Raw genomic sequence first — 20755 nt, 5'->3', positions numbered from 1 at the left:
CGTGGCCGAAGTGAATCCGCCGACGTGGATGCAGGCGGGCAGCTACCCCGCCCGCAACGACCGGCTCGGAGCCATCTCGTCGATGCTCTGCTATCCCGGCTTCGCGGCCGACGAGTCGGCGCCGCTGCGCATCCGGCAGGGCGTGAAGCCCAGTTACCAGAATTACCAGCTCAAGGTGCGTCCCGCGGCTACACCGAACATGACGGTGATCGTCAGTGCGGGGTATTGCTGGGTGGACAACCACGATGTCGGCGGGTTCGGGGCATACACCTGCGTCAACGACGCCGACAAGATCCTCACCATTGCGCCGGCGGGCGGCGCCGGGCAGTACCGGCGGGACGCGATCGTCGCGTCGGTGTACGACGCCGAGACCAGCGGCAGTGTCTCCGAGTGGCGCCTCGAAGTGATTCAGGGGGTGTACGCCGCGTCGGCGGGCGCCGCTGTTCTGCCGACCCTGCCGTCCTCGGCGGTGCTCCTCGGGTCCGTGCTGGTGTCCCCGGGGCAGACGAGCGTCACCGCGGCGAACATCTCCGATCACCGCAACTACACCGTCGCCGCTGGTGGCATCCTGCCGGTGCCTGCCTCGATCATGCCGAACCGGCTGCATCCCGGGCAGGTCGTCTACCTGTCCGATGCCGACCTTTTCGCGTATGGCCGCTCTGACGGCAGCTATGCGCCGCTCATTCTCGGGGTCGGGGCGGGCGGGTTTGCACGCAAGACCTCTGACACCTCGCGCGCGAACACGGAGGCGATGACCCCCGACCCCCACCTGTCCGTGCCCGTCGCGGTGTACTCGACGTACACCGTCGACGCCTACCTCGTGTATACGGCGGGCACCACCGGGGACATCAACATCGCGCTCAATGGACCCAGCGGAGTCGAAGGGTCGTGGTCCGCGGTGGGCTTCGGACGCGGCGTGCCACCGGCGAGCGGCGTCGAGGGGTACACGGTCCGGCTCAACCCGAACACCATCGCCTCGACTCAGCCGCGCTCGTACGGCGGTGACGGCGGGGAGGAGACGCTGCACCTGCGCGGCATCGTGCGTACGGCGGGCACGTCGGGGACGTGCTCGGTGGTGTGGTCGCAGGCCGCCAGCAACAGCACAGCGACAGTCATGCGTGCGGAATCGTGGCTGCGCGTACAGCGGGTGGCGTGATGGATCTCCTCGACATGGCGCCTGACCTCACCATCGGCATGGAGCAGCAGGCGCACACGTACACGTACCTGTTCTGTGACCTGCGCACAGATACGGTCCTCGCCGAGCTGCCGCTCCGGGACGTTAAGTACAGCACCGAGTTGAACGGGATCGGCTCGCTGAGCGCGGTCGTGCCGTACACCGATGACACCCTGCCGCTTGACCCCGACACCGCCACCCGGCCGGGCCGGACCGCGGTGTACGTGGACCGGGACGGCGTTCTCGTGTGGGGCGGAATCTTGTGGACGCGGGATCGCGCCGAGGGCGGCAAGGCCATCCAAGCGGGCGAGTTCCTGTCGTACTTCCAGCGCCGGTACGTGAAGACGACGCTCAGCACGGACACCAGCGTGATCCTCAATCCCGCGTACGTGCCGGACGGGCAGAAGTTGTACCCGGACCAGCGCTTCATCGTGTGGTCGCTACTCAAGTACGCCGAGGTGCAAACCGGCGGATCGATAGGCATCGACATCACCAGCATGATCGCGGAGCCGAACACCGGGATTTTCCCCACGATCACTTACTTCGGTTACGAGCGGCCCGCCATCTACGACGCCATCGCGGCCCTCGCCAAGAGCGACAACGGGTTCGACTTCGGAATCGAGACGTTCTGGACGCAGCCCGGCAACAACGACGCGCCGTCTCGGGTGCGTCGGATGCGCGTCTGGTATCCGCGGCGCGGCCGTCAGTCGGCCGCCGAGTCCGGGCTCGTGTTCTCCAACGGCGGGCCCGAGCCCAGCATCCTCAGCTACGACTGGCCGGAGAACGGGACCGAGCTGGCGACCGAGGTGAGCGCGCTCGGCGCCGGGAACGGCGAAGCGAAGCTGGTCAGCGTTCAGCCGGCCGCCGACCTGATTGCCGCCGGGTACCCGCTGATCGAGACCGTCACGACCTACTCGGACGTGCTGGAGCAGGCGCGGCTGGACGCGACCGCACGGGCCGACCTCGCCGCCCGGACCAGGGCGGACGTGCAGCCGTCATTCGAGGTGATGGCGGACGCCGACCCCGTGTACGGCTCGTACACCGTGGGCGACGTGGCGCGGTTCGTGATCGAGCCGGACGGGCAGAGCCCGGCCGGCCGGTCGGCGGAGCTGCGCATCCTGTCCATCGAGGCGACGGCTGGCGCGGGGGCCGAGCGGGTCACGCTGAAGTGCGGGGCGGTGTAGGCGATGCCGCAGTACGCGAAGCAGCGGGACCCGATGGAGCGGCTGGCGATCCTGGAGGAGAGGCTGGCTCAGCTCGAACGGGTGGGGCGGACCACGTCGGAGATCCCGTTCTTCCCGACGGCCAGCCACGGCCTGTTCTGGGAGGACACGGCGGCTTTCGCCACGACGTGGGAGACGATCATCACCCCGCGCGCCGCCGTGGTGTCCCTTGGCCTGGTGTTCATCGGTGACCTCGTCGGCAGCGTGTACACGGGCGGTGCGTGGCAGGTCGTGGTGAACGACGGCGCGGCCGTCGTCGGCTCCGGGGCGGTGCCTGCGTCCGCGACGTACGCCCTGCCGACGGTGTCCCTCGACCTCGGCCCGTATCGCGGCGCCCCCGACCTCAAGATCCAGATCCAGACGCGCCGGACTTCGGGCGCCACGACCGGCGGGCGGTACGGCGGTGGCGGGGCTATCGGGTCCGCGCCGCGCTTCGCCCGCCAACTCTGAGAGGAAGCATCATGGCCCCACCCCTGTCCGCAGACCGGTTCCTCGCGGCGCTCAGATCCGAGGGTGTCCGTGTCATTGAGGTCGGCAACTGGCGCGCCCACAACCGCAACAGCCGGGGCGCCTGGGGCCCGGTGCACGGCATCGTCGTGCACCACACCGTGTCGTCCGGGACCGCATCGTCCGTGCAGCTCTGCCGTGACGGGTACAGCAGCCTGCCAGGCCCGCTGTGCCACGGCGTCATCGCCAAGGACGGCACGGTGCACCTCGTCGGCTACGGCCGCGCGAACCACGCCGGAGGTGGCTGTCCCACGGTGTTGCGGCAGGTCACCGACGAGTCGTACGGCACGGCACCATCCCGCCCGACCCGGGGCAACCTCGACGGCACCGACGGCAACCACGCCTTCTACGGCTTCGAGTGCATCAACCTCGGCAACGGCAAGGACCCGTGGCCCGCCGCGCAGCTCGACGCCATCGAGCGCGTCTCGGCGGCGATCTGCCGAGCGCACGGCTGGACTGCGAAGAGCGTGATCGGCCACCTGGAGTGGTCCAAGGACAAGGTCGACCCGCGCGGGTTCACCATGCCGCCCATGCGCGCCCGGATCGCCAGGCGCCTCGCCGGAAAGCCCAGCACCCCCACTACCCCCGAGGAGCACACCGTGGCACTCACCGACGCCGACGTGAAGAAAATCTGGGCGTACGAACTGATCAACCCCATCGACAAGGGCCCGGACCCCACGCGGCAGGCAGGAACGTATCTGCGGTACGCCGACCACCGGCAGGTGACGCTCCTCAGTCGCCTCGACGCCGCCCTCGCCCGCCTCGACCACATCGAGGCCGCGCTCAAGACCATCACCGACCGGCTCGACACCGACTCCTGAGAGGAACCCCATGAACACCGCTGCATTCTGGAAAGCCACCTTCGAGCGGGTCGTCCGCACCTTCGCCCAGGCGCTGCTCGCCGTTCTCGGCGCCGGCGCGACCGGCGTCATCGACGCCCCGTGGCTCGGCGCCCTGTCCGCCGCCGGGCTCGCCGCGCTCCTGGCCCTGCTCACCGCCATAGCTGCCAGCGGCGGTGGCACGGTCGGGCCCGGCGTCACGGAGTCCGCGGTCGACCGTACGCCGAGACTCATTCCGTAGGAGGTGCTGCTGATGACGACGCACCCGTCGCCGTCGGACCCGGCCGCCGTGGCGGTCGAGCTGGAGCGCCTGCGTAGCTCTGTCGACGTAGGGTTCGCCCGCGTCGACGGGAGCCTCGCTCTTCTGGTGCAGCGTTCTGACCAGACCGACCGGGCCATCGCCGATCACGAGTCCAGGCTCGATGCGCTGGAGCGGAGCCGCTGGCCACTGCCCTCGCTGGCGGTGCTGGTGTCGGTGGTCGGGGCGGCGGTCACGATCTGGACCGCCGCTGGCCGCTGACCGCGCCCCCGCCCTGCCGTCTCGGCGGAGCGGGGGCGTGCGGCTACTCAGCCTCGGGGTCCGGGTGCCTGACCCGCTTTTTCAGGGCCTTCTCCACCTCGTACCTGCTCTGGCCGGTCGCCTCAGCATGTGCGGTGATGGCCGACTGCACCCGCTCGGCGGTCTCTACCGTCAGCTCGCCTGCCTGGATCTCAGCCCAAGCGGCGATCTCCGCCTTGATCAATTCGTCTGTGAGTTCGATAGTCACTGGCCGATATTACGCTTCGGTGGCTTGATTTCCGCCCTCGTGGCAGCGCGACACGGGCCCGCCCATGCGCGCAATCCGGGCTTCGGCCTCGGAGTCAGGCAATCTCCCGCAATCGCCAAGCAGGACGGCGGCATTCCGCGCATCCTGAAGGGCGCACCCAACCGCGGGAGGACTCACATGACGCTCCGCTTCATCGGCACCACCAGCGACGACGGCGACTGCCCCACCCTGTACGAAATTGAGGGCACGGACGACATCCTCGTCCAGGGCGACCGCGTCACCGACCCCAGCCACCTCGCCGAGCTGCGGGACGTGAAGGAGTCGGAGACCTTCGTGACCGTCCCCCGCGACCTGCTCGTCCGCTTCGCCCCGCGGTCCGCGCCGCGCGACATGGTTCCCTTCGCTGAGGTGGCGCCCCTCTTCCGCACCTTCAAGCACACCGCGTGGCGATTGGAGACGCGCCGCGGCTACGCGTCCGACCGCGGCACCCCGAAGTGGGAGCGCTGGCAGCGCGGCGAGGACATCGCTGCGGAAGAGAATGAGTGGCGGGTGAACGTGCGCGAGCAGACGAAGCGCGGGAAGCGCTTCGAGCGCGTACGGCTGGTCGACGACCCGCCCACCGAGGGGCAGCGCTTCCTGCTGGCCAGCGGCCTCGGCAACGTCGCGGCCGGCGAGGACATCCGCAACCTGCCCCGGGCCGAGGCCGAACAGCTCGGCCTGCCCGACTGGGACTTCTGGCTCTTCGACTCCCGCGTCCTCGTCCGCTTCGTCTTCGACGAGCAGGACACCACCCTCGGCGTCATCGTTTCCGAAGACCCGGCCGAGGTGCTGGCCGCCTGCCAGGCACGCGATGCGGCATGGCACCACGCTGTCCCGACGGCTGAGTTCCATAAGCGGGTACGTTCCACCATGTGAGTTCCGACTACCTGACATCCCGTGCCACCCTCGGCGCCCGGCTCCGTGAGCTGCGCACTGAGGGCGGCATGAACGGTAAGGACTTCGCGGCCCGGCTCGGCTGGCAGGCGTCGAAGGTCTCGCGCCTGGAACTCGGGAAACAGACGCCGACCTCCGCGGATCTCCGTGCCTGGGCGGACGCCGTCGGACGGCCTGATGCGGTGGCGGAGCTGATCGGTCGCCTGAACGGGCTGGAGACGCACTACCGCTCGTGGCGCCGCCAACTCGCCGGCGGCCACCGGGCCCGGCAGGAACTGGCGATCGCCGAGACTGCAAAGACCCGCTCGATCCGGGGGCTGGAGGTGGCCCGCATCCCGGGTCTCTTCCAGACTGCCGAGTATGCGCGGCACCTCTTCACTGCACTTGCGGAGTTCCGGCAGTCGCCGCGGGACACCGAGGACGCGGTCCGCAAGCGGATGCAGCGGCAGGATGCGCTGTACGAGCCCGGCCGGCGGTTCCGGTTCCTCGTCTGGGAGGGCGTCCTCCACACCCTTGTGTGTCCGCGCGTGGTCATGGCCGCTCAGCTCGATCGGCTCATCTCCCTCATCGGGTTGGACACCGTGGATCTCGGGATCATCCCCTTCGCGGCGCAGTTGCGGCGCACGCCGGCCCACGGGTTCTGGATCTACGACACGCGGCTGGTGATCGTCGAGACGATCCACGCCGAGTTGTGGCTCGACGACACGGACAGCCTCGCCCTGTACGCGCGGGCGTGGGACTGGCTCGACGAGGCGGCGGTGTACGGCCACCAGGCACACCGCCTCATCGCCCGCGCGCGGGCGGCTCTCGACCTGTCCTGAGCAGCAATTCCCGCAACCCGACCCTCGGATTCGCAATCCCGCGCAATCGCCGAGCAGACGCGCAATCGGCCGCTCTACGGTCCTCCTATGACGACCAAGCCGACTGCGGCTGAGGCCGGTACGGCCTGGCTCGCACAGTGCAGTGACCAGCCTGCGGCCCTACGTAGGGTGTGGGCGGCCGACGGGCTGGCGGCCGTGCGGTCGGACGTATGGCGTGTCGTCGAAGCCGACCTCCTGCGCTCTGTCGACGCCATGCGCCCGCTCGGTCGCGCCGGTGTTCTGGGCCCTGTCCTCGTCTCCACTGAGGCCCGGCGCGCGTGGTGGCTCACTGAGGTGAGCGCCGAGGACCATCTCGACGACATACCCGCGCTCACCGTCCGCCCGGCCCGGTGGCCGCTGCTCTGCCCCGAGGTGGGGCACAGCCTGTACGGCCGTGGGTGGCTGGAGGCGCCGGACGGTACCGGCAAGCTCACCGACCCGATCGCGCTCGGCGTCGTGTTCGGCCCGACCAGCTCTCTCTCCGCGGAGGCATTCCGATGACCACCCCGCCGCCCCTCGCGTTCATCTATGACCGCAACCTCGCGACGAGCAGCCCCTACCTCGCCATGCGCTTGAACGGCTGCGACCACTACGCCCACCTGCGGCATGGCTGGCAGGTCGCAGGCGTGTGGATCGATCGCGGGCAGAACGCGCTGGACCCGGACCACCGCCCGGAGTTCTCCGCCCTGCTGCAGATCATGAAAACGCAGGCCGACCGGCGGACGGTGATCTGTCTGGTGCACACCTGGGATCGGCTTGCCCGTGACCCGGACCAGCGCATCGCTCTCCAGCAGCGTGTCGCGCAGGTCGGCGGGTACTGCGCGACGACGTTCGACGAGTCCGACGAGCGAGCACATGCCGTGCTCGTCGGCCGCGGCGATGCGTGATCGTCGGCTCGTGGTGGCGTACATCGTCGTGCTGACTGCTCTGACGGCGGCCCTCGCGGTCGGCATCAGCCTCGGGTGCGGTCGCACATAGGTCGACCCCCGCGCCGTGCGCACCACCACGTAGCGGCGCGGGAAGGCGGGCCGACTGGTCTGGGACCGTCCGCCCGCAGCGCCGCTGCGGTGCGGCGCAGGGCGGCTGCTCGGTCTCGTCCGCCGGGCAGCCGTTCTCCTGGCTCCCGCGCCGAGTGTGTCCACCCATGGAGCGGCGCGGGAAGGCGGGTCGGTCGCTGGTCGCGCGGCCGGCCCGCCGCACAAAAGATGGTTGCCGTTTGAAGTATTCCCGGTACACATATTCCGACCGCAGGCGCACGCCGCGGTTCACGAAACGGTGCGGCTGGCGTATGCGTGTCCGCCAGATCGCGCCGTTAGACGCACCGATGTAGTCGAGTGCGTCCCGGCCCGTCCCGCTCAGGGGCGGGCCGGTCTACGTTGGGATGCAGACGGCCCCGCCGATAGGTTCGGCGGGGCCGCGCCTGTGGGTCCGGCCTCCCCGCCAGAGCACCACAGGTGGTGAGAGGTGCGTGTCAGGCGCGGTGTGGGGAGGCACGCCCGCCCCTCTCGTACGTCGCACTGTACGCGGATCTTCCGCCCGAGCCACCCCCTGCTGAGGAAGATGCTCATGGGAATGTGGACTCTTAGTGGACTCCCAAGATCGAAAAGGCCCCCAACCGATCATGGTTGGGGGCCTCGATCTAGCCGCTCACCTGCGGACTAGCACCCTGTGGGCACAACAGGATTTGAACCTGTGACATCTGCTTTGTAAGAGCAGCGCTCTACCGCTGAGCTATGCGCCCTGGCTGAGCCGACAGACTACCTTGCTTCCCGGGCTGCTTCACAAACCAGGGGTGCCGGCTCCGGCGGCGGCCTGGGGAACCAGCCCCCGAGATCGCGAACCAACCGGGCCCTGTATTCGTTCCCACTGGGTGGGAGAATGGCAGCCGGGCCTGGGGCGATGCGATCGGGAGAGGGATGTGACGGCGACACACACGCAGCCGCACGAGCAGCGAGCACGCCGTGCAGTACGCCGTCGCCCCCGCGGGGGCGCGTTCCGGGACACGATGACTCTGCTCCTGCTGCCGCTGCCCTTGCTGGCGGCCGCGGCGCCGGCCGCGTTCGCGGGTGGCGGTACGCGGCGCTGGTTCGGGCGCGGAGAGAGCCAGCGGGCGGACGCGCAGGCCGCGAAGGACGCCGCGGCTGCGGCGTTCTACGAGTTGGACACAGCACAGCGCGATCTGCGGATCTCCATAGAGACGATCACGGCGGTCGACAGTTCGCCGGCCGCCGCACGCGCCGCGAAGGATTACGAGAACTTCGGGCGGCGCATCGACGAAGTCAGCCAGGGTTACATCAGCGCTGTCGACGCCCATGATCTCGACCGGGACGACCTCGACGCCGGTGCCGCCTCGCGGGCCCGCGCCGACCTGACCCGGGCCAAGGAGGAACTGGAGCGGGTCAAGGCCGACCTCGACCGGTTCGCGCAGGGGCTCGGCCCGCTCCTGCAGACCGCGGAAACGCAGCTGGCGCGGCTCGCACCAGCGGTGGAACGGGCACGGCAGGCCCTGCTCGCGGCGAGCAACGCGCTGGACGCCGTCCGGGCGCAGGACTTCAAGGCCGACGATCTGGCGGCCCGGCTGGCCGCCCTGTCGCCCGAGCTGACCAAGTTGAACCAGGGCGCCGGTCAGCACGGCGTGCAGGAGACGATCCGGCGCGCCGACGACGTACTGCGCCAGGCCGAGTCCGTACGGACCGAGGCCGAGCGGCTGCCCGAGAAGGCCGCGGAGATCGACAAGCGGCTGGTGTCGCTGCGTACCCGGGCGCAGGCCATCACGACGCGGGCGAGCAAGGTCGATCCCGTACTGAGCGAATTGCGGCGGCGGTACAGCGCTGCCTGCTGGCAGGACCTCCAGCACGTACCGGACCAGGCCGCCGACGCCGTCGCCCAGGCCGAGAGCAAGGTGCGGGAAGCCCAGCGGGCACGGGACGAGCAGCGCTGGGCCGACGCCACGAGCCTGCTGGCGACCGTGCGGGCCCTGCTGAACACCACCGACGAGGCGGTCTCGGCGGCCGGCGACCGGCTGCGGCGGCTGGACGAGGTGTCCTTCGATCGTGAGAAGGAGGTCGAGCGTACGCGCTTCGCCGTGCGGGACGCGCAGCGTCTGGCGATGGCCGGACGCAGTACGCCCGATCCGCGGCACGCACGGCCGCTGGACGATGCGGTGGCGCGCCTGGAGCGCGCGATCGCCGGTCTGGAGGGGCGGCATCCGGACTGGTGGCACTTCCTGACCGAGACGGAGGCGGTACGGCAGACCGCGACCCGCGTCGTCCAGGAGATCCGCGACGAACGGGGCGGCGGCGCAGCGGGCTGAGTCGGTTCCGGTCCCAGCCCTTCGTCCCCGGCACGCCATCACATCGGCACGCCACCTCGTTGGCACGTCGGCACGCCACCACGTCGGCACGTCGGCATGTCGGCACGCCAGTAAGCGATACGCCGATACACCGGCTCGCCAGCACCCCGCCCCGTCGCTCCGGCGGCTCCTCCTCCCCTCCCCGCCCAACCCCGTGACCAGGCGCTATGGCGTTACGCCCGGTACGGGCGGATGCTGGTGTCAGGCACGGCCCAGGCGGTTCATCGCGCTAAGGAGGCCGGAACATGGACGCTGGCCAGGCCCTGCACGGGCCCACCCGGACGCTGCGCGGCAAGGTGCGGCACACACGGCTCGACGAACATCTGCCCGTCGATCACCGGCTCAGCACGGTGTACCGGTTCGGCGCCGGGCTGATGGGGTTGGTGCTCGTCGCCTTCGGCATTCTCGGACTGATCAACAAGATCGGATTCTTCGACACGGGCGGCGACACGGTCGCGGGCCTGAACACCAACGGTGCGCTGAGCGTGCTGTCGATCATCGTGGGCCTGGTCCTCTTCGGCGGCATGGTGATCGGCGGAAACCTCGCCTCCACGCTCAACATCGTGCTCGGAGTGGCTTTCCTGCTGAGCGGCTTCATCAATCTCGCCATCCTGGAGACCGGCTTCAACTATTTGGCCTTCCGCATCCAGAATGTACTGTTCAGCTTCTTCGTCGGCCTGATGCTGCTGGTCTTCGGCATGTACGGACGGGTCTCCGGCGGCCTGCCGCACGACAACCCGTACTGGCGCGCCCGGCACCCGGAAGTGGCGCAGCGTCAGCCCCGGCGCCCTGTCCCGCCCCCGCCCCGTACCGGCGCTCATGTGTCACCACGGCACGAGACCGCCACCGGCGGCCGCCACCGCCGCCCGAAACACCGCAGGCATGCGGTGTGACACGGTCAGCACGGGTGACGTGATCGGCTCTTCCGCGCCCTCTCTCCTTCGCATCCACCCACCGATTGATAACCTCCGCCCCACGTGCCAGCCTCTGACCAGCCACGATCAGAGGAAGGGCGGCGGCCTGTGAAGATCAGCCGTGTCGAGACGTTCCTGGCTCCGCCACGCTGGATGTTCGTCCGCGTGGAGACCGACGACGGCCTCGTCGGCTGGGGCGAGCCGGTGGTCGAGGGCCGTGCGGAGCCGGTACGCGCCGCTGTCGAGGTCCTGTCCGAGTACCTCCTCGGCCAAGATCCGTCGCGCATCGAGGATCACTGGCAGGTCATGACGAAGGGCGGCTTCTATCGCGGCGGACCGGTGCTCTCCTCCGCGGTCGCCGGGCTGGACCAGGCCCTGTGGGACATCAAGGGCAAGCGGTACGGCGTACCCGTCCACCAACTCCTCGGCGGCCCCGTACGGGAACGGGTCCGCGCGTACGCCTGGGTCGGAGGCGACGAACCGGACGAGATCCGGGACGCGCTGACCGCCCAGGTCGAGGCGGGCTTCACCGCCGTCAAGATGAACGGCTGCGGGCGGATGTCGCCCGTCGCCACCCGCGCGGAGGTACGCGACTGCCTGCGCCGGGCCGAGACCGCCCGAGACGTACTGGGTGATGCGCGGGACTTCGGCCTGGACTTCCACGGCCGGGTCTCGCCCGCCAACGCGCGCCGCCTCCTCCCTCTCCTGGCCGAGCACGCACCGATGTTCGTCGAGGAGCCCGTGCTCTGCGACTACCCGCACGCACTTCCCGACCTGGTCAACGCCTCCAACATCCCGCTCGCCCTGGGCGAGCGTCTCTTCACCCGCCAGGAGTTCCTCGCTCCTCTCCAAGCAGGTGTCGCCATCGTCCAACCGGACATCTCGCACGCGGGCGGCATCTCCGAACTGCGCCGGATCGCCGCCCTCGCGGAGACGTACGGAGCCCAGCTCGCGCCGCACTGCCCCCTCGGCCCGGTCGCCCTCGCCGCCAGTCTTCAGGTCGCTTTCACCACCCCCAACTTCCTCATCCAGGAACAGTCCGTCGGCATCCACTACAACCAGGACGCCGAACTGCTCGACTATGTGGCCGACCCGGAACCCTTCCGTTTCCACGACGGTTTTCTCCTGCGCACCGACCGCCCAGGACTGGGCGTGACGGTCGATGAGCCGGCCGTACGGGCCGCCGACAGGCAGGGGCACGCCTGGCGCAACCCGGTCTGGCGTCACGCGGACGGTTCGTTCGCCGAGTGGTGACCGGCAACCGCGCCCCGACCAGCAGGCCGCACAAGGACACAGCGGCGATACCTCGGCGCACGCCACAGAACGCGCACCGAAACACGCATCCCCGCGCATCAGAGAGGCACGGATCCATCGCATGAACTTCGCCGACGCGCTACGGACCTCCCGTCTGGTCGCCATCATCCGTGGCACGGACGCCGACGCATCGTTCCGTACGGTCATGACACTCGCCGAAGCAGGCGTTTCCCTGATCGAGGTCTCCCTCACCGGGCGCGACGCACTTCACGTCATCCACCGGGCCCGCGCCGAGCTGGGCACTGACGCCTGGCTCGGCGCCGGAACCGTACTCACCGCCGACGACGCCCAACGCGCCGCCGAGGCCGGAGCGAACCTGACCGTCACGCCCGGTCTGGGCGCGGGCCTGGACACTTCCGTACGTCTCGGCCTGGCGGTTCTCGCCGGGGTACTCACCCCCTCCGAAGTGATCGCTGCCAATGTCGCGGGAGCGACAGCTCTGAAGCTCTTCCCGGCCTCGGTCGGCGGTCCCGACTACCTCAAGGCGCTCCGCGCGCCGTTCCCGGACGCGTCGTTCGTGCCGGTCGGCGGGGTGGACGCGGCAGCGGCCCGTGCTTACCTGGCCGCCGGAGCGGTGGCTGTGGGAGTCGGCTCGCCCTTGGTCGGAGACGCCGCGGACGGCGGCGATCTGGCCGCCCTCCGCACCCGCGCAGCCGACTTCCTCTCGGTGTGCGGCGGATGAGCGCGGGCACGGAACGCGCAGCACCCGAAACGTCCGACGGCGCCGGTCCCGGCCCGAGTGCTGGAGTCGACCCGAGTGGCGGCGTGGGCCCGCGTGGTGGCGTGGGCGCGTGCGATGGCGGCAGCGTCCTCACCTTCGGCGAAACCATGGTCGCGCTGCGCGGCAGCGGACCGCTGAAGCTGGGCGGCACGATGGACGTCTCCATCGCGGGGGCCGAGAGCAATGTCGCCATCGGTCTCGCCCGGCTCGGCCACACCGTGCGCTGGGTGGGTGCGGTCGGGGACGACGAGGCCGGGGAGCTCGTGCTCCGTACCCTGCGGGCGGAAGCGGTGGACGTCTCCGGAGCCTGGAAGGACGCCGGCGCTCCGACCGGCCTGATTCTCTTCGAGCCCCGACTGCCGGACCTGACACGGGTGCACTACTACCGCGCGGCCTCGGCCGGCTCTCGCCTGTCTCCGGACGTTCTCGACCGGGCCTTTGCCACCGCCGTACCTCGGATTCTCCATCTGACCGGCATCACCCCGGCGTTGAGCCCCACTGCCCGCGCGGCCTCGACGCATGCCCTTCGACTGGCCCGCGACCACGGCGCCATGGTGTGCCTCGATGTGAACCACCGCGCCCGGTTGTGGTCGGCCGACCAGGCATCGGCGGAGTTGCAGAACTGGATGCCGTACGTGGACCTCCTGATCGCCTCGGCCGACGAGCTGCCGCTGTGCCTCCCGCCCGGCTCCCCGACCGACACCGGTGCGCAAGCCCGAGCCTTGCTTTCTGCCGGCGTTCAGGAGGTCGCCGTCAAACTCGGCGCGGCCGGCGCCACCTCTTACGCACGCCCGTCCCGCCCTGGCGCTCCGGCCGGAAGCACAAGCAGCGCACGCTGCGCGGAGGCTCCGAGCGACGCGCAGGACGCCGGTGGCGACGCGCAGGACGCCGGTGGCGACGCGCAGGACGCCGGTGGCGGCTCGCTGCACCAGCCGGCCGTAGCCGTGCGGGCCGTGGACGCGGTCGGCGCCGGTGATGCCTTCGTGGCGGGGTACCTCTCCGCTCTGCTGGACGGCGAAGGGATCGCCGGACGCCTCGAACGGGGCGTGACGACCGGCGCCTTCGCGGTCGCCTCGCCCGGTGACTGGGAGGGCGCTCCCACCCGAGCCGAACTGGACCTTCTCGGCGCGCCTCCCGGCACGGTCGTACGTTGACCCGGACCGCTTCCTCTCCACGCCCCGCCCCCTCTCCCCCGCTCGCGGGCTAATCTGTCGCCATGCCTCGTTACGAATACCGCTGCCGTTCCTGCGGCTCGACCTTCGAGCTGAACCGCCCGATGGCCGAGTCCTCCGCCCCGGCCACCTGCCCGGACGGGCACGAGGACACGGTCAAGCTGCTCTCCACGGTCGCCGTCGGCGGCTCGGCCACCGCTCCTGCTCCGGCCCCCGGCGGCGGCTCAGGCGGTGGCTGCTGCGGAGGCGGATGCTGCGGGTAGCACCGGTCACCGGTAGTTCCGGTGGCACCGGGGCGCCGGTGGCACCGATGGTTTCGGCTTGCCAACGGTCGCTCCGGGGCCGCATCCGCACCCAGCCGTCACAGCTTGCGTGCCACCGTCAGTCCGTCTGCCACGGTGAGTATCACCGCCTCTACCCGCTGGTCCGCCATGACGTGGTCGTTGAACTCCCTGATCGCCGCGGCTGCGCCTGTCGCCTGCGGGTCGGTGACGGTGCCGCCGAAGAGGACGTTGTCCGCGACGATCAACCCACCCGGCCGCAGGCGCGGCACCAACTCGTCCCAGTAGGGGATGTAGTTGCCCTTGTCCGCGTCCAGGTAGGCGAAGTCGATGTGCGGCTCGGCGGGCAGCGTCCGCAGGGTGTCCAGTGCCGGTGCGATGCGCAGGTCGATCCGGTCAGCGACGCCGGCTGTCTCCCACGCTTCACGTCCGTATGCCGTCCATTCCTCGGACACGTCGCAGGCGATCAGCTTGCCGTCCGGGGGCAGGGTCTGGGCCATCGCCAGGGTGGAGAAGCCGGTGAAGGTGCCGACCTCCACGATGCGGCGCGCAGTGCACAGACGGGCCAGGAAGGCCAGCAGCGGGCCCTGCTCCTGGGCCGACTGCATCTGCGCCTCGTCGGGAAAACGCTGGTAGGTGGTCTCCACCAGCTTCCGCTGGACGGCGTCCAGCGGCGGGTTGTGCGCGAGGACGTAGTCGTACAGCTCCTCCGTGATCGCGGTGGATTTGCTCTTGGTCACCGGTGCTCCTCAGGTCCCCAGATAGCGCAGAACAGCCAGAACGCGGCGAGAGTAGCCCGAAGTGCCCGCCAGGCCGAGCTTGTCGAAGATCGCGTTGGTGTGCTTCTCCACCGCGCTCTGCGAAATGTGCAGCCTCCCGGCGATGGCGGCGTTGGTGTGGCCTTCGGCCATCTGGGCGAGCACTTCACGCTCACGTGCCGTGAGCGAGTTCAGCGGATCGGTGCGGCTGCTGCGGGAGAACAGGACGCGTACGACCTCCGAGTCGAAGGCCGCCTTGCCGGAGCCGACCCGTTCCAGTGCGTCCAAGAACTCGTCCACCTGTACGACTCTGTCCTTGAGCAGATAGCCGACCCCTTCACTGTCCTCCGTCAGCAGTTCGGTGGCGTACCGCCGCTCGACGTACTGCGAGAGGACGAGTACGCCGACATCCGGCCAGCGCTCACGGATCTGCACCGCCGCTCGCAGTCCCTCGTCCGTGTGGGTGGGAGGCATCCGTACGTCCACGACCACCACGTCGGGCCGCTGCTCCGCCGGTGCGCGCTCCAGCACGGTCATCAGTTCGGCGGCGTCCGCGACCGCGGCTGTCACCTCGTGGTCCTCTTCCGTCAGCAGGCGCACCAGGCCCTCCCTCAGCAGGGTCGAATCGTCGGCAAGCACTACGCGCACGGCAACTCCGCGGTGATCGTGGTGGGTCCGCCGACCGGGCTGTCCACCCGTAACCGGCCGTCCAGGGCGGCGACCCGGCGGGCCAGCCCGAACAGCCCGCTTCCCGAGGCATTCGCACCGCCCCAGCCGTCGTCCTGGATCCGGACGGACAGGATGTTCCCGTTCCGGTCGACGGTGACGGTTATCCCTTCAGCACAGGAGTGTTTCACCGCGTTGGTCACCGCCTCGGAGACGACGAAGTAGGCGACGGTCGCCACGGCGGCCTCGGGCTCCCGGGTGAGGCGCCAGGTCAGCCGGACCGGGACCGCTGAGCGCTCCGCGACGGTTTCCAGAGCGGCCTGCAAGCCTGCTTCGTCCAACACCGTCGGGTAGATACGCCAGGCGACCTCGCGCAGCTCGGTCAGGGCCTGGCGGCTTTCGGCGTGGGCCTGTCGGAGCAGTTCCACCGCATGGGCCTCGTCCTTGCTGCGCACCGCGCGACCGAGCAGCATGCCGAGGGCCACCAGCCTCTGTTGGACACCGTCGTGCAGGTCGCGCTCGATGCGGCGGCGTTCGTCATTGACCGCTGCGACGACTCCGGCTCGGCTGGAGGCCAGTTCCGCGACCCGGCGTTTCAGTTCTCTCTCGTGTGTGGGGCCGAGGAAGTGTCGCGCCAGCCGGGCTTCCAGGGCCGCCACCCCGAACACCGCTTGCAGACTGAGGAAGAGCAGGAACAGGGCGCCCACGCCGGTCTCCGCGACGTCGACCGGATGCTCGACATGCGTGAACGTCCATACCGTCGACGCCCAGAGGACTATGGTCGCCCCCGTGAGCGCGGCGAAGACCACACCCGCGCCGAGAAGCCCCAGGAGCCAGCGGACCGCGAGGTACTTGAGCGCACGCTCGTCGTCGTATCCGTAGGCGAAGTCGGCGCCGCCGAACTGCAGGCGGCGGCGCGCCGACTCGATGAGCCACCGGGCCACGGCCATCACCGGCTCCAGCACCTTGCGTCTCCCGCGCGGCCAGACGAAGACGCAGAGCAGCGCGATTCCCGAGAGCACGATGAACGGCAGCTCGACCGCCACCGTGCCCGCGCCGACCAACAATCCGACCGTGAGGCGCATCCCGCGCCGTGCCATCCCCCGCATGATCGAGACGCTAGTGGCTGCGCCGGCACCGTCGCACTGCGGAAAACCGCAGTGTTCCGTGCGGTTTTCCGCAATGTGCCGGCGTCCGCGAATTTCTAGCGTCGAAGCATGAACGAACAAGCTGAAACCAGCTGGATCACCGGACTCATGGACACGCTCGGCGCGCCGGGCGCCGGCTTGGCCATCGCCGCCGAGAACCTCTTCCCGCCCCTGCCCAGCGAGCTGATCCTGCCCCTGGCGGGCTTCGCGGCGGGCCAAGGCCGGATGACTCTGTTCTCCGCTCTGCTGTGGACGACGCTCGGGTCGGTCCTCGGGGCCCTTGCTCTTTACGGCGTGGGCGCGCTGCTCGGCCGGGACCGGATGCTCGCGATCGCGGCCAAGCTGCCGCTGGTCAAGGTCTCCGACGTCGAGAAGACGGAGCGCTGGTTCCAGCGGCACGGCAACAAGGCGGTCTTCTTCGGCCGGATGGTGCCGATCTTCCGCAGCCTGATATCCGTGCCGGCCGGTATCGAGCGGATGTCGATACCGGCCTTCCTCGTCCTGACCACTCTCGGCAGCCTGATCTGGAATGCGATCTTCGTTCTCGCCGGCTACGCGCTCGGCGAGAACTGGGAAGAGGTGACCGGCTATGTGGACGCGTACTCGAAGGTGGTGCTGGTGGCCGCCGTGCTGGCGGTCCTGGCCTTCCTCGTCGTACGGCTCAGCAAGAGCGGACGGGGGCAGCGACGCCGCGGGTGAATGCCCGCAGAATCTCCTCGCCCGCCACGGCCCCGCGCGCGTCCAGCGCGGTGACGTGGGGAGCGCTCCACCCGGAGTCCGCCAGCTCACCGTGGCCGGGACGCCATCCGCGGTCCGCTGCCAGCAGCAGGTCGGCGTCCAGCAGCGAGTCGCCGGCGGCGAGGATCTGCGAGGCGCCGGTCCGGCGGACGACTTCGGCGACGGCGGCGCTCTTGGTGAGCGGCTTCGGCACGGCGTAGACCTTCCGTCCCTGGAGCGAGACGGTCCAGCCCAGGGCATCCGCCCACTCGGCGAGTTCCTTGACCCAGGTCTGCGGCAGCAGCGAGCGCTCGACGACGAGGTAGGCGAAGAGGTCCTCGGCCACGCGTTCCTTGAGCAGCCAGGCCGGGTCGGCGGTCCGCAGCAGGTGCGCACGGACCTCGTCGAGCGTTGCGCACTCCGCGCTCAGCCGGGCGGCGACGGTGCGCTGCCAGTCCTGGTCGGACTCGCCGTCGACGAGCAGGTGCCCGCCGTTCGCGCAGATGGCGAACTGCGGTGCGGGGCCCGGGAGGTGGACGCGTCCGTACTGCTCGCGGGTGCGCGTGGTCGTGGGGACGAACGTGGTGGCGTCGGCGAGAGCGGCAAGCAGCTCCGCCGCCGTCTCCGTCATGTAGGAGAGCGGTCTGTGCTCGTAGACCTCGACGCAGAGGAGGCGGGGCGCCTCGGCGTCGGATACGGCCAGGTCCAGTGCGGCGGCCGAATAGATCAGGGTGCGGTCCAGGTCGCTGGCGACGATCGTGCTCACGGCGCGGTCACCGCCTTGCCGTCCGCACCCGTCGCGCCCCGCGTGAAGCGGGGGTGAATCAGACCGACACAGGTGTAGGGGAGCTCGTCGACCTCTTCGACAGGGACGCCCCGCTGTTCAGCCAGGAGACGCACATGATCCAGATCCGTTCCGGCGCCGCGCCGGGCAAGAATCTTCCAGGGGACGCGCCGGAGCAGTACCCGCGTGGTCTCGCCGACACCCGGCTTGACGAGGTTGACGTCGTGGATGCCGTACGCCTCGCTGATCCGCTCGACCGCGGCCCAGCCCGCCCAGGTGGGTGTCCGGTCGGCCGCGGCCAGTTCCTTCACGTCGATCTCGACCTGCTCGGCGACTTCGTCGAACCGCGCCGCGACGGTGTCGATGAGCACGCGCGACAGGTCGGACGGCGCGAGGTCCCGGTAGAACTTGGCGCCGTGGAAGTCGTCGGGTCCGACCAGATCGTCGCGGAGTACGGTACGCGAAATGAGGCCGGACACGGTCGAGTTGAGGCACGCCGAGGGGATGAGGAAGTCGTCGCGGGTGCCGTAGGTGTCCACACAACCGCCGGGGTCGGCGAGGACGGCGATCCGCGGGTCGAAGCCGGGGAAGTCGCGCAGCGCCTGGGCCAGTTCCCGGGTGATGGCGCCCTTGCCCGTCCATCCGTCGACGAAGACGACATCCGCCGGGTCGTGGTGGGCGGCGAGCCAGCGCAGTGCGGTGGTGTCGATACCGCGGCCGCGCACGATCGAGACCGCGTAGTGCGGCAGGTCGAGTCCGTGGGCGTGCAGGGCCCAGCGGCGCATCAGAACGCCCACCGGGGTGCCGGCGCGGGCCAGCGAGACCAGTACCGGACGGGCGGAGCGCTCGGCGATCACCATTTCGGTGACGGCACCGACTGCCCGCGCGATACGGTCGGCCGAAGTCTCCAGAGCGCTGTGGAACAGCGCCTGGTATCGCTCGCTCGGCTGGTATTCGACGGGCAGCGACTCGGCGTAGTGGGCGCCACCTGCCTGTATCGCTTCCTCGCGCTCCTCCGTCGGCGCTTCGAGGGTGATCGAGGACAGGTCCTGGAGCAGCCAGCCGACCTCGTCGGGGGCGTAGGAGGAGAAGGCGGGGCCGCGCAGCGGCTCGGGGAGGGGCATCGGTCAGACCTGTCGTCGCGTGGCGTGGAGCGTGGGCTTCGGGGCGGATTCCGGCGTCTGCGGCAGTGGGTCTGCCGGTGTGTAGGAAGGGATGACGGCGAGCAGCAGCCGGTCGGTGTGGGCGGCGAGCCGGCTCAGGAGGCCGTCGGCAGAGTGGAGTTCCGGGGTGTCGCCGTGCGAGTCGGTGACGGCGACGACCGCGTCGAAGCGCCGCTGCGGGTCCGCGCCGGCCGCGACGTTGTACGCGTACCGCTCCCCCGGACCGTCAGTCGGCCGGTCGTGGGCGGGGAAGGCCAGTCGGGTCCGTATGGCGTAGCCCGGGTCGTCCACGGCGAGGACCGGGGAGCGGGTGGTGGTCGAGAAGTACACCTCGGCCGATGTGCGGGCGTCGAGGGCTCCGGCGAGACGCAGCGGCGCGTACATCAGCTCTTCGTTGCCGAGGACCAGCACCCGGCGGGCGCCGGTGAGCCCGTCGGCGATCCGGGCCGCCATGCCGGGAAGCGCCGTCTCCAGCCGGGACCGGTGGGCCGCGGTGAAGCCGTGGCGACCGCCGTCCGGCACGCCCTCCGGCCAGCCGAGGTCGATCCGTACGGCCTGCACCGGGCCGCTCGGAGCCACGGGCGCGTCCGGGGTTGTGCCCCCGGTCCTGCGGCTGCTGCCGCTCCCGCCGCTGGCGCTGCCGCCCTCCCAGGCGTCGGCCGCCGCGGCCCCCGAAGCCCGGCTCACGGGCGTCGGCGCGGGCTCGGGCGCCGTGTCCTGATGGGCGGCCACGAGGGCTTGGCCACGTTCGAGGGCGTCGGGCGGGAGATGTACGCCGCCGGTGGCCAGGGCGATGAGGTCGACCCGTGCGCCGAGGTCCGCGGCGAACTTCCGCAGGTGACCGCGGTCCGCTTCCGAGCGCATGTCGACCAGGGCGACGACGACGTACCGCTCGCGGGGGAAGCGGGAGTGCAGCGCCTTGATGGTGTTCAAAACCGTGCGGCCGGTGGAGAACTCGTCGTCGACGAGGACCAGGGGGCCGTCGCCGGCCAGCAGCGCCGGGTCCTCCGGGAGCAGCAGGTGCGAGGTCGCGTGGCTGTGCTCCTCCTCGAAGCCGCCCGCCTGCTCGACCCCCGCGACCGGCCGTCGTGTGGAGTGCAGATAGGGCGCGAGGGCCAGCCCGTCGGCCACGCTGTGCCCGAGTCCGGTGGCGGTCTCGGCGTAACCCAGGACGACGGCGCGCGCCGCCTCGGTGTCGCCGAGCAGTTCACGGACCTGGCGTCCGAGCCCGAGGCCCGCGCCGTGGACCGTGTCCGGCCGCTGCGGTACGTGCTTGCCGAGCACGTTCGACACGAGCAGGTGAGCCCGCTTTGGATTGCGCCGCAGCGCCAGCCCGAGCAGCCTGGGCAGCTCCGCCCCGCCGCTCAGCGAGACACCGAGCCGCTGGGCGACCCACTCTCCCGTCCACACCACTGTGCCCGTCTCCTTCGTCTCTTCCGCCGTCGTCATCGTCCGTTGCTTC

General features: G+C 70.3%; 22 protein-coding genes, 1 tRNA gene and 1 pseudogene. 17 read left to right on the top strand and 7 right to left on the bottom strand.

What is annotated here, in order from left to right:
- The first annotated feature begins 1 nt into the window (after window position 1).
- Genes OEIGOIKO_RS29285 through OEIGOIKO_RS29260 form a run of 6 tightly spaced genes read left to right on the top strand, consistent with a single transcriptional unit; the run spans window position 2 to window position 4263 of the window.
- Window positions 2-1156 carry a hypothetical protein gene (locus OEIGOIKO_RS29285; protein ID WP_125056549.1) on the top strand — a complete coding sequence of 385 codons (1155 nt, stop codon included), beginning with the start codon at window positions 2-4 and terminating at the stop codon, window positions 1154-1156.
- Window positions 1156-2358 (top strand): hypothetical protein, encoded by a 1203-nt coding sequence (locus tag OEIGOIKO_RS29280; protein WP_218040015.1) that lies wholly within the window; start codon window positions 1156-1158, stop codon window positions 2356-2358. Before OEIGOIKO_RS29285 ends, OEIGOIKO_RS29280 begins: the two co-directional genes overlap by 1 nt.
- A 3-nt stretch (window positions 2359-2361) precedes the next feature.
- The gene (locus tag OEIGOIKO_RS29275; RefSeq protein ID WP_125056548.1) at window positions 2362-2847 is read left to right on the top strand and encodes a hypothetical protein; all 486 of its coding nucleotides are present in this window, start codon (window positions 2362-2364) and stop codon (window positions 2845-2847) included.
- 11 nt (window positions 2848-2858) lie between these two features.
- Complete coding sequence (locus OEIGOIKO_RS29270) at window positions 2859-3725, top strand: N-acetylmuramoyl-L-alanine amidase (RefSeq protein ID WP_246177583.1); 867 nt, start codon at window positions 2859-2861, stop codon at window positions 3723-3725.
- A gap of 10 nt (window positions 3726-3735) precedes the next feature.
- Complete coding sequence (locus OEIGOIKO_RS29265) at window positions 3736-3984, top strand: holin (protein WP_125056547.1); 249 nt, start codon at window positions 3736-3738, stop codon at window positions 3982-3984.
- Between the two features lie 12 nt (window positions 3985-3996).
- Window positions 3997-4263: a hypothetical protein gene (locus OEIGOIKO_RS29260; protein ID WP_125056546.1), complete on the top strand. Its 267-nt coding sequence runs from the start codon at window positions 3997-3999 to the stop codon at window positions 4261-4263.
- Window positions 4264-4306: 43 nt separating this feature from the next.
- Here OEIGOIKO_RS29260 and OEIGOIKO_RS29255 read toward each other — a convergent pair whose 3' ends face one another.
- On the bottom strand, window positions 4307-4510 hold the full coding sequence (locus OEIGOIKO_RS29255) for a hypothetical protein (RefSeq protein WP_125056545.1): 204 nt from the start codon (window positions 4508-4510) through the stop codon (window positions 4307-4309).
- A 177-nt stretch (window positions 4511-4687) separates the two neighbouring features.
- On the opposite strand from OEIGOIKO_RS29255, the gene OEIGOIKO_RS29250 reads away from it, so the two are divergent.
- The 4 genes from OEIGOIKO_RS29250 (at window position 4688) to OEIGOIKO_RS29235 (ending at window position 7190) form a co-directional block, all read left to right on the top strand.
- A complete protein-coding gene (locus OEIGOIKO_RS29250; protein ID WP_125056544.1) occupies window positions 4688-5425 on the top strand; it encodes a DUF6879 family protein in 738 nt (245 codons plus the stop codon).
- Window positions 5422-6264 (top strand): helix-turn-helix domain-containing protein, encoded by an 843-nt coding sequence (locus tag OEIGOIKO_RS29245; RefSeq protein ID WP_125056543.1) that lies wholly within the window; start codon window positions 5422-5424, stop codon window positions 6262-6264. The genes OEIGOIKO_RS29250 and OEIGOIKO_RS29245 overlap by 4 nt, the downstream gene beginning before the upstream one ends.
- 87 nt (window positions 6265-6351) lie before the next feature.
- Window positions 6352-6804, top strand: coding sequence for a hypothetical protein (locus OEIGOIKO_RS29240; RefSeq protein WP_125056542.1), 453 nt, complete (start codon window positions 6352-6354; stop codon window positions 6802-6804).
- Window positions 6801-7190: a recombinase family protein gene (locus OEIGOIKO_RS29235; RefSeq protein WP_125056541.1), complete on the top strand. Its 390-nt coding sequence runs from the start codon at window positions 6801-6803 to the stop codon at window positions 7188-7190. The genes OEIGOIKO_RS29240 and OEIGOIKO_RS29235 overlap by 4 nt, the downstream gene beginning before the upstream one ends.
- A gap of 782 nt (window positions 7191-7972) precedes the next feature.
- Here the strand turns inward: OEIGOIKO_RS29235 and OEIGOIKO_RS29230 are convergent.
- Window positions 7973-8044 (bottom strand) — tRNA-Val (locus OEIGOIKO_RS29230).
- Between the two features lie 177 nt (window positions 8045-8221).
- Here OEIGOIKO_RS29230 and OEIGOIKO_RS29225 point away from each other — a divergent pair.
- From OEIGOIKO_RS29225 to OEIGOIKO_RS29200, 6 genes are all read left to right on the top strand, one after another.
- Window positions 8222-9616: a hypothetical protein gene (locus OEIGOIKO_RS29225; RefSeq protein WP_125056540.1), complete on the top strand. Its 1395-nt coding sequence runs from the start codon at window positions 8222-8224 to the stop codon at window positions 9614-9616.
- Window positions 9617-9900: 284 nt separating this feature from the next.
- The gene (locus OEIGOIKO_RS29220) at window positions 9901-10548 is read left to right on the top strand and encodes a DUF4383 domain-containing protein (protein ID WP_125056539.1); all 648 of its coding nucleotides are present in this window, start codon (window positions 9901-9903) and stop codon (window positions 10546-10548) included.
- Between the two features lie 129 nt (window positions 10549-10677).
- Window positions 10678-11823 (top strand): galactonate dehydratase, encoded by a 1146-nt coding sequence (gene dgoD, locus OEIGOIKO_RS29215; protein WP_125056538.1) that lies wholly within the window; start codon window positions 10678-10680, stop codon window positions 11821-11823.
- A gap of 121 nt (window positions 11824-11944) precedes the next feature.
- Window positions 11945-12565 carry a bifunctional 4-hydroxy-2-oxoglutarate aldolase/2-dehydro-3-deoxy-phosphogluconate aldolase gene (locus tag OEIGOIKO_RS29210; RefSeq protein WP_125056537.1) on the top strand — a complete coding sequence of 207 codons (621 nt, stop codon included), beginning with the start codon at window positions 11945-11947 and terminating at the stop codon, window positions 12563-12565.
- A 101-nt stretch (window positions 12566-12666) separates the two neighbouring features.
- Window positions 12667-13758, top strand: coding sequence for a sugar kinase (locus OEIGOIKO_RS43120; protein ID WP_281288398.1), 1092 nt, complete (start codon window positions 12667-12669; stop codon window positions 13756-13758).
- 62 nt (window positions 13759-13820) lie between these two features.
- On the top strand, window positions 13821-14039 hold the full coding sequence (locus OEIGOIKO_RS29200) for an FmdB family zinc ribbon protein (protein WP_031003538.1): 219 nt from the start codon (window positions 13821-13823) through the stop codon (window positions 14037-14039).
- Window positions 14040-14137: 98 nt separating this feature from the next.
- Here OEIGOIKO_RS29200 and OEIGOIKO_RS29195 read toward each other — a convergent pair whose 3' ends face one another.
- From OEIGOIKO_RS29195 to OEIGOIKO_RS29185, 3 genes are read right to left on the bottom strand one after another with little or no spacing between them, the layout of a single operon-like run.
- Window positions 14138-14797, bottom strand: a complete 660-nt coding sequence (locus OEIGOIKO_RS29195; RefSeq protein ID WP_125056535.1) for an O-methyltransferase — start codon at window positions 14795-14797, stop codon at window positions 14138-14140.
- A 9-nt stretch (window positions 14798-14806) separates the two neighbouring features.
- Window positions 14807-15463: a response regulator transcription factor gene (locus OEIGOIKO_RS29190; protein ID WP_030023151.1), complete on the bottom strand. Its 657-nt coding sequence runs from the start codon at window positions 15461-15463 to the stop codon at window positions 14807-14809.
- The gene (locus tag OEIGOIKO_RS29185) at window positions 15454-16590 is read right to left on the bottom strand and encodes a sensor histidine kinase (protein WP_246177581.1); all 1137 of its coding nucleotides are present in this window, start codon (window positions 16588-16590) and stop codon (window positions 15454-15456) included. Before OEIGOIKO_RS29185 ends, OEIGOIKO_RS29190 begins: the two co-directional genes overlap by 10 nt.
- Window positions 16591-16698: 108 nt before the next feature.
- Here OEIGOIKO_RS29185 and OEIGOIKO_RS29180 point away from each other — a divergent pair, with 108 nt between their 5' ends.
- Window positions 16699-17328, top strand: a complete 630-nt coding sequence (locus tag OEIGOIKO_RS29180) for a DedA family protein (protein ID WP_125056534.1) — start codon at window positions 16699-16701, stop codon at window positions 17326-17328.
- Here the strand turns inward: OEIGOIKO_RS29180 and OEIGOIKO_RS29175 are convergent.
- Window positions 17291-18112, bottom strand: a complete 822-nt coding sequence (locus tag OEIGOIKO_RS29175; RefSeq protein WP_125056533.1) for an HAD family hydrolase — start codon at window positions 18110-18112, stop codon at window positions 17291-17293. The two genes, OEIGOIKO_RS29180 and OEIGOIKO_RS29175, sit on opposite strands and share 38 nt — an antisense overlap.
- Window positions 18109-20742, bottom strand: a pseudogene (locus OEIGOIKO_RS29170) (phosphoribosyltransferase). The gene OEIGOIKO_RS29175 and the pseudogene OEIGOIKO_RS29170 overlap by 4 nt, the downstream one beginning before the upstream one ends.
- Window positions 20743-20755: the final 13 nt, after the last annotated feature.

The sequence above is a fragment of the Streptomyces paromomycinus genome (assembly GCF_003865155.1).
Classification (GTDB): Bacteria; Actinomycetota; Actinomycetes; order Streptomycetales; family Streptomycetaceae; genus Streptomyces; species Streptomyces chrestomyceticus.
This window is presented reverse-complemented; position numbering and strand designations above follow the sequence as displayed.

Bases quoted from the DNA above. Each gene is read 5' to 3' on its own strand.
- OEIGOIKO_RS29280 (WP_218040015.1), top strand. From the start codon at position 1,156: ATGGATCTCCTCGACATGGCGCCTGACCTCACCATCGGCATGGAGCAG.
- OEIGOIKO_RS29275 (WP_125056548.1), top strand. From the start codon at position 2,362: ATGCCGCAGTACGCGAAGCAGCGGGACCCGATGGAGCGGCTGGCGATC.
- OEIGOIKO_RS29270 (WP_246177583.1), top strand. From the start codon at position 2,859: ATGGCCCCACCCCTGTCCGCAGACCGGTTCCTCGCGGCGCTCAGATCC.
- OEIGOIKO_RS29265 (WP_125056547.1), top strand. From the start codon at position 3,736: ATGAACACCGCTGCATTCTGGAAAGCCACCTTCGAGCGGGTCGTCCGC.
- OEIGOIKO_RS29260 (WP_125056546.1), top strand. From the start codon at position 3,997: ATGACGACGCACCCGTCGCCGTCGGACCCGGCCGCCGTGGCGGTCGAG.
- OEIGOIKO_RS29250 (WP_125056544.1), top strand. From the start codon at position 4,688: ATGACGCTCCGCTTCATCGGCACCACCAGCGACGACGGCGACTGCCCC.
- OEIGOIKO_RS29240 (WP_125056542.1), top strand. From the start codon at position 6,352: ATGACGACCAAGCCGACTGCGGCTGAGGCCGGTACGGCCTGGCTCGCA.
- OEIGOIKO_RS29235 (WP_125056541.1), top strand. From the start codon at position 6,801: ATGACCACCCCGCCGCCCCTCGCGTTCATCTATGACCGCAACCTCGCG.
- OEIGOIKO_RS29220 (WP_125056539.1), top strand. From the start codon at position 9,901: ATGGACGCTGGCCAGGCCCTGCACGGGCCCACCCGGACGCTGCGCGGC.
- OEIGOIKO_RS29210 (WP_125056537.1), top strand. From the start codon at position 11,945: ATGAACTTCGCCGACGCGCTACGGACCTCCCGTCTGGTCGCCATCATC.
- OEIGOIKO_RS29200 (WP_031003538.1), top strand. From the start codon at position 13,821: ATGCCTCGTTACGAATACCGCTGCCGTTCCTGCGGCTCGACCTTCGAG.
- OEIGOIKO_RS29185 (WP_246177581.1), bottom strand. From the start codon at position 16,590: ATGCGGGGGATGGCACGGCGCGGGATGCGCCTCACGGTCGGATTGTTG.
- OEIGOIKO_RS29180 (WP_125056534.1), top strand. From the start codon at position 16,699: ATGAACGAACAAGCTGAAACCAGCTGGATCACCGGACTCATGGACACG.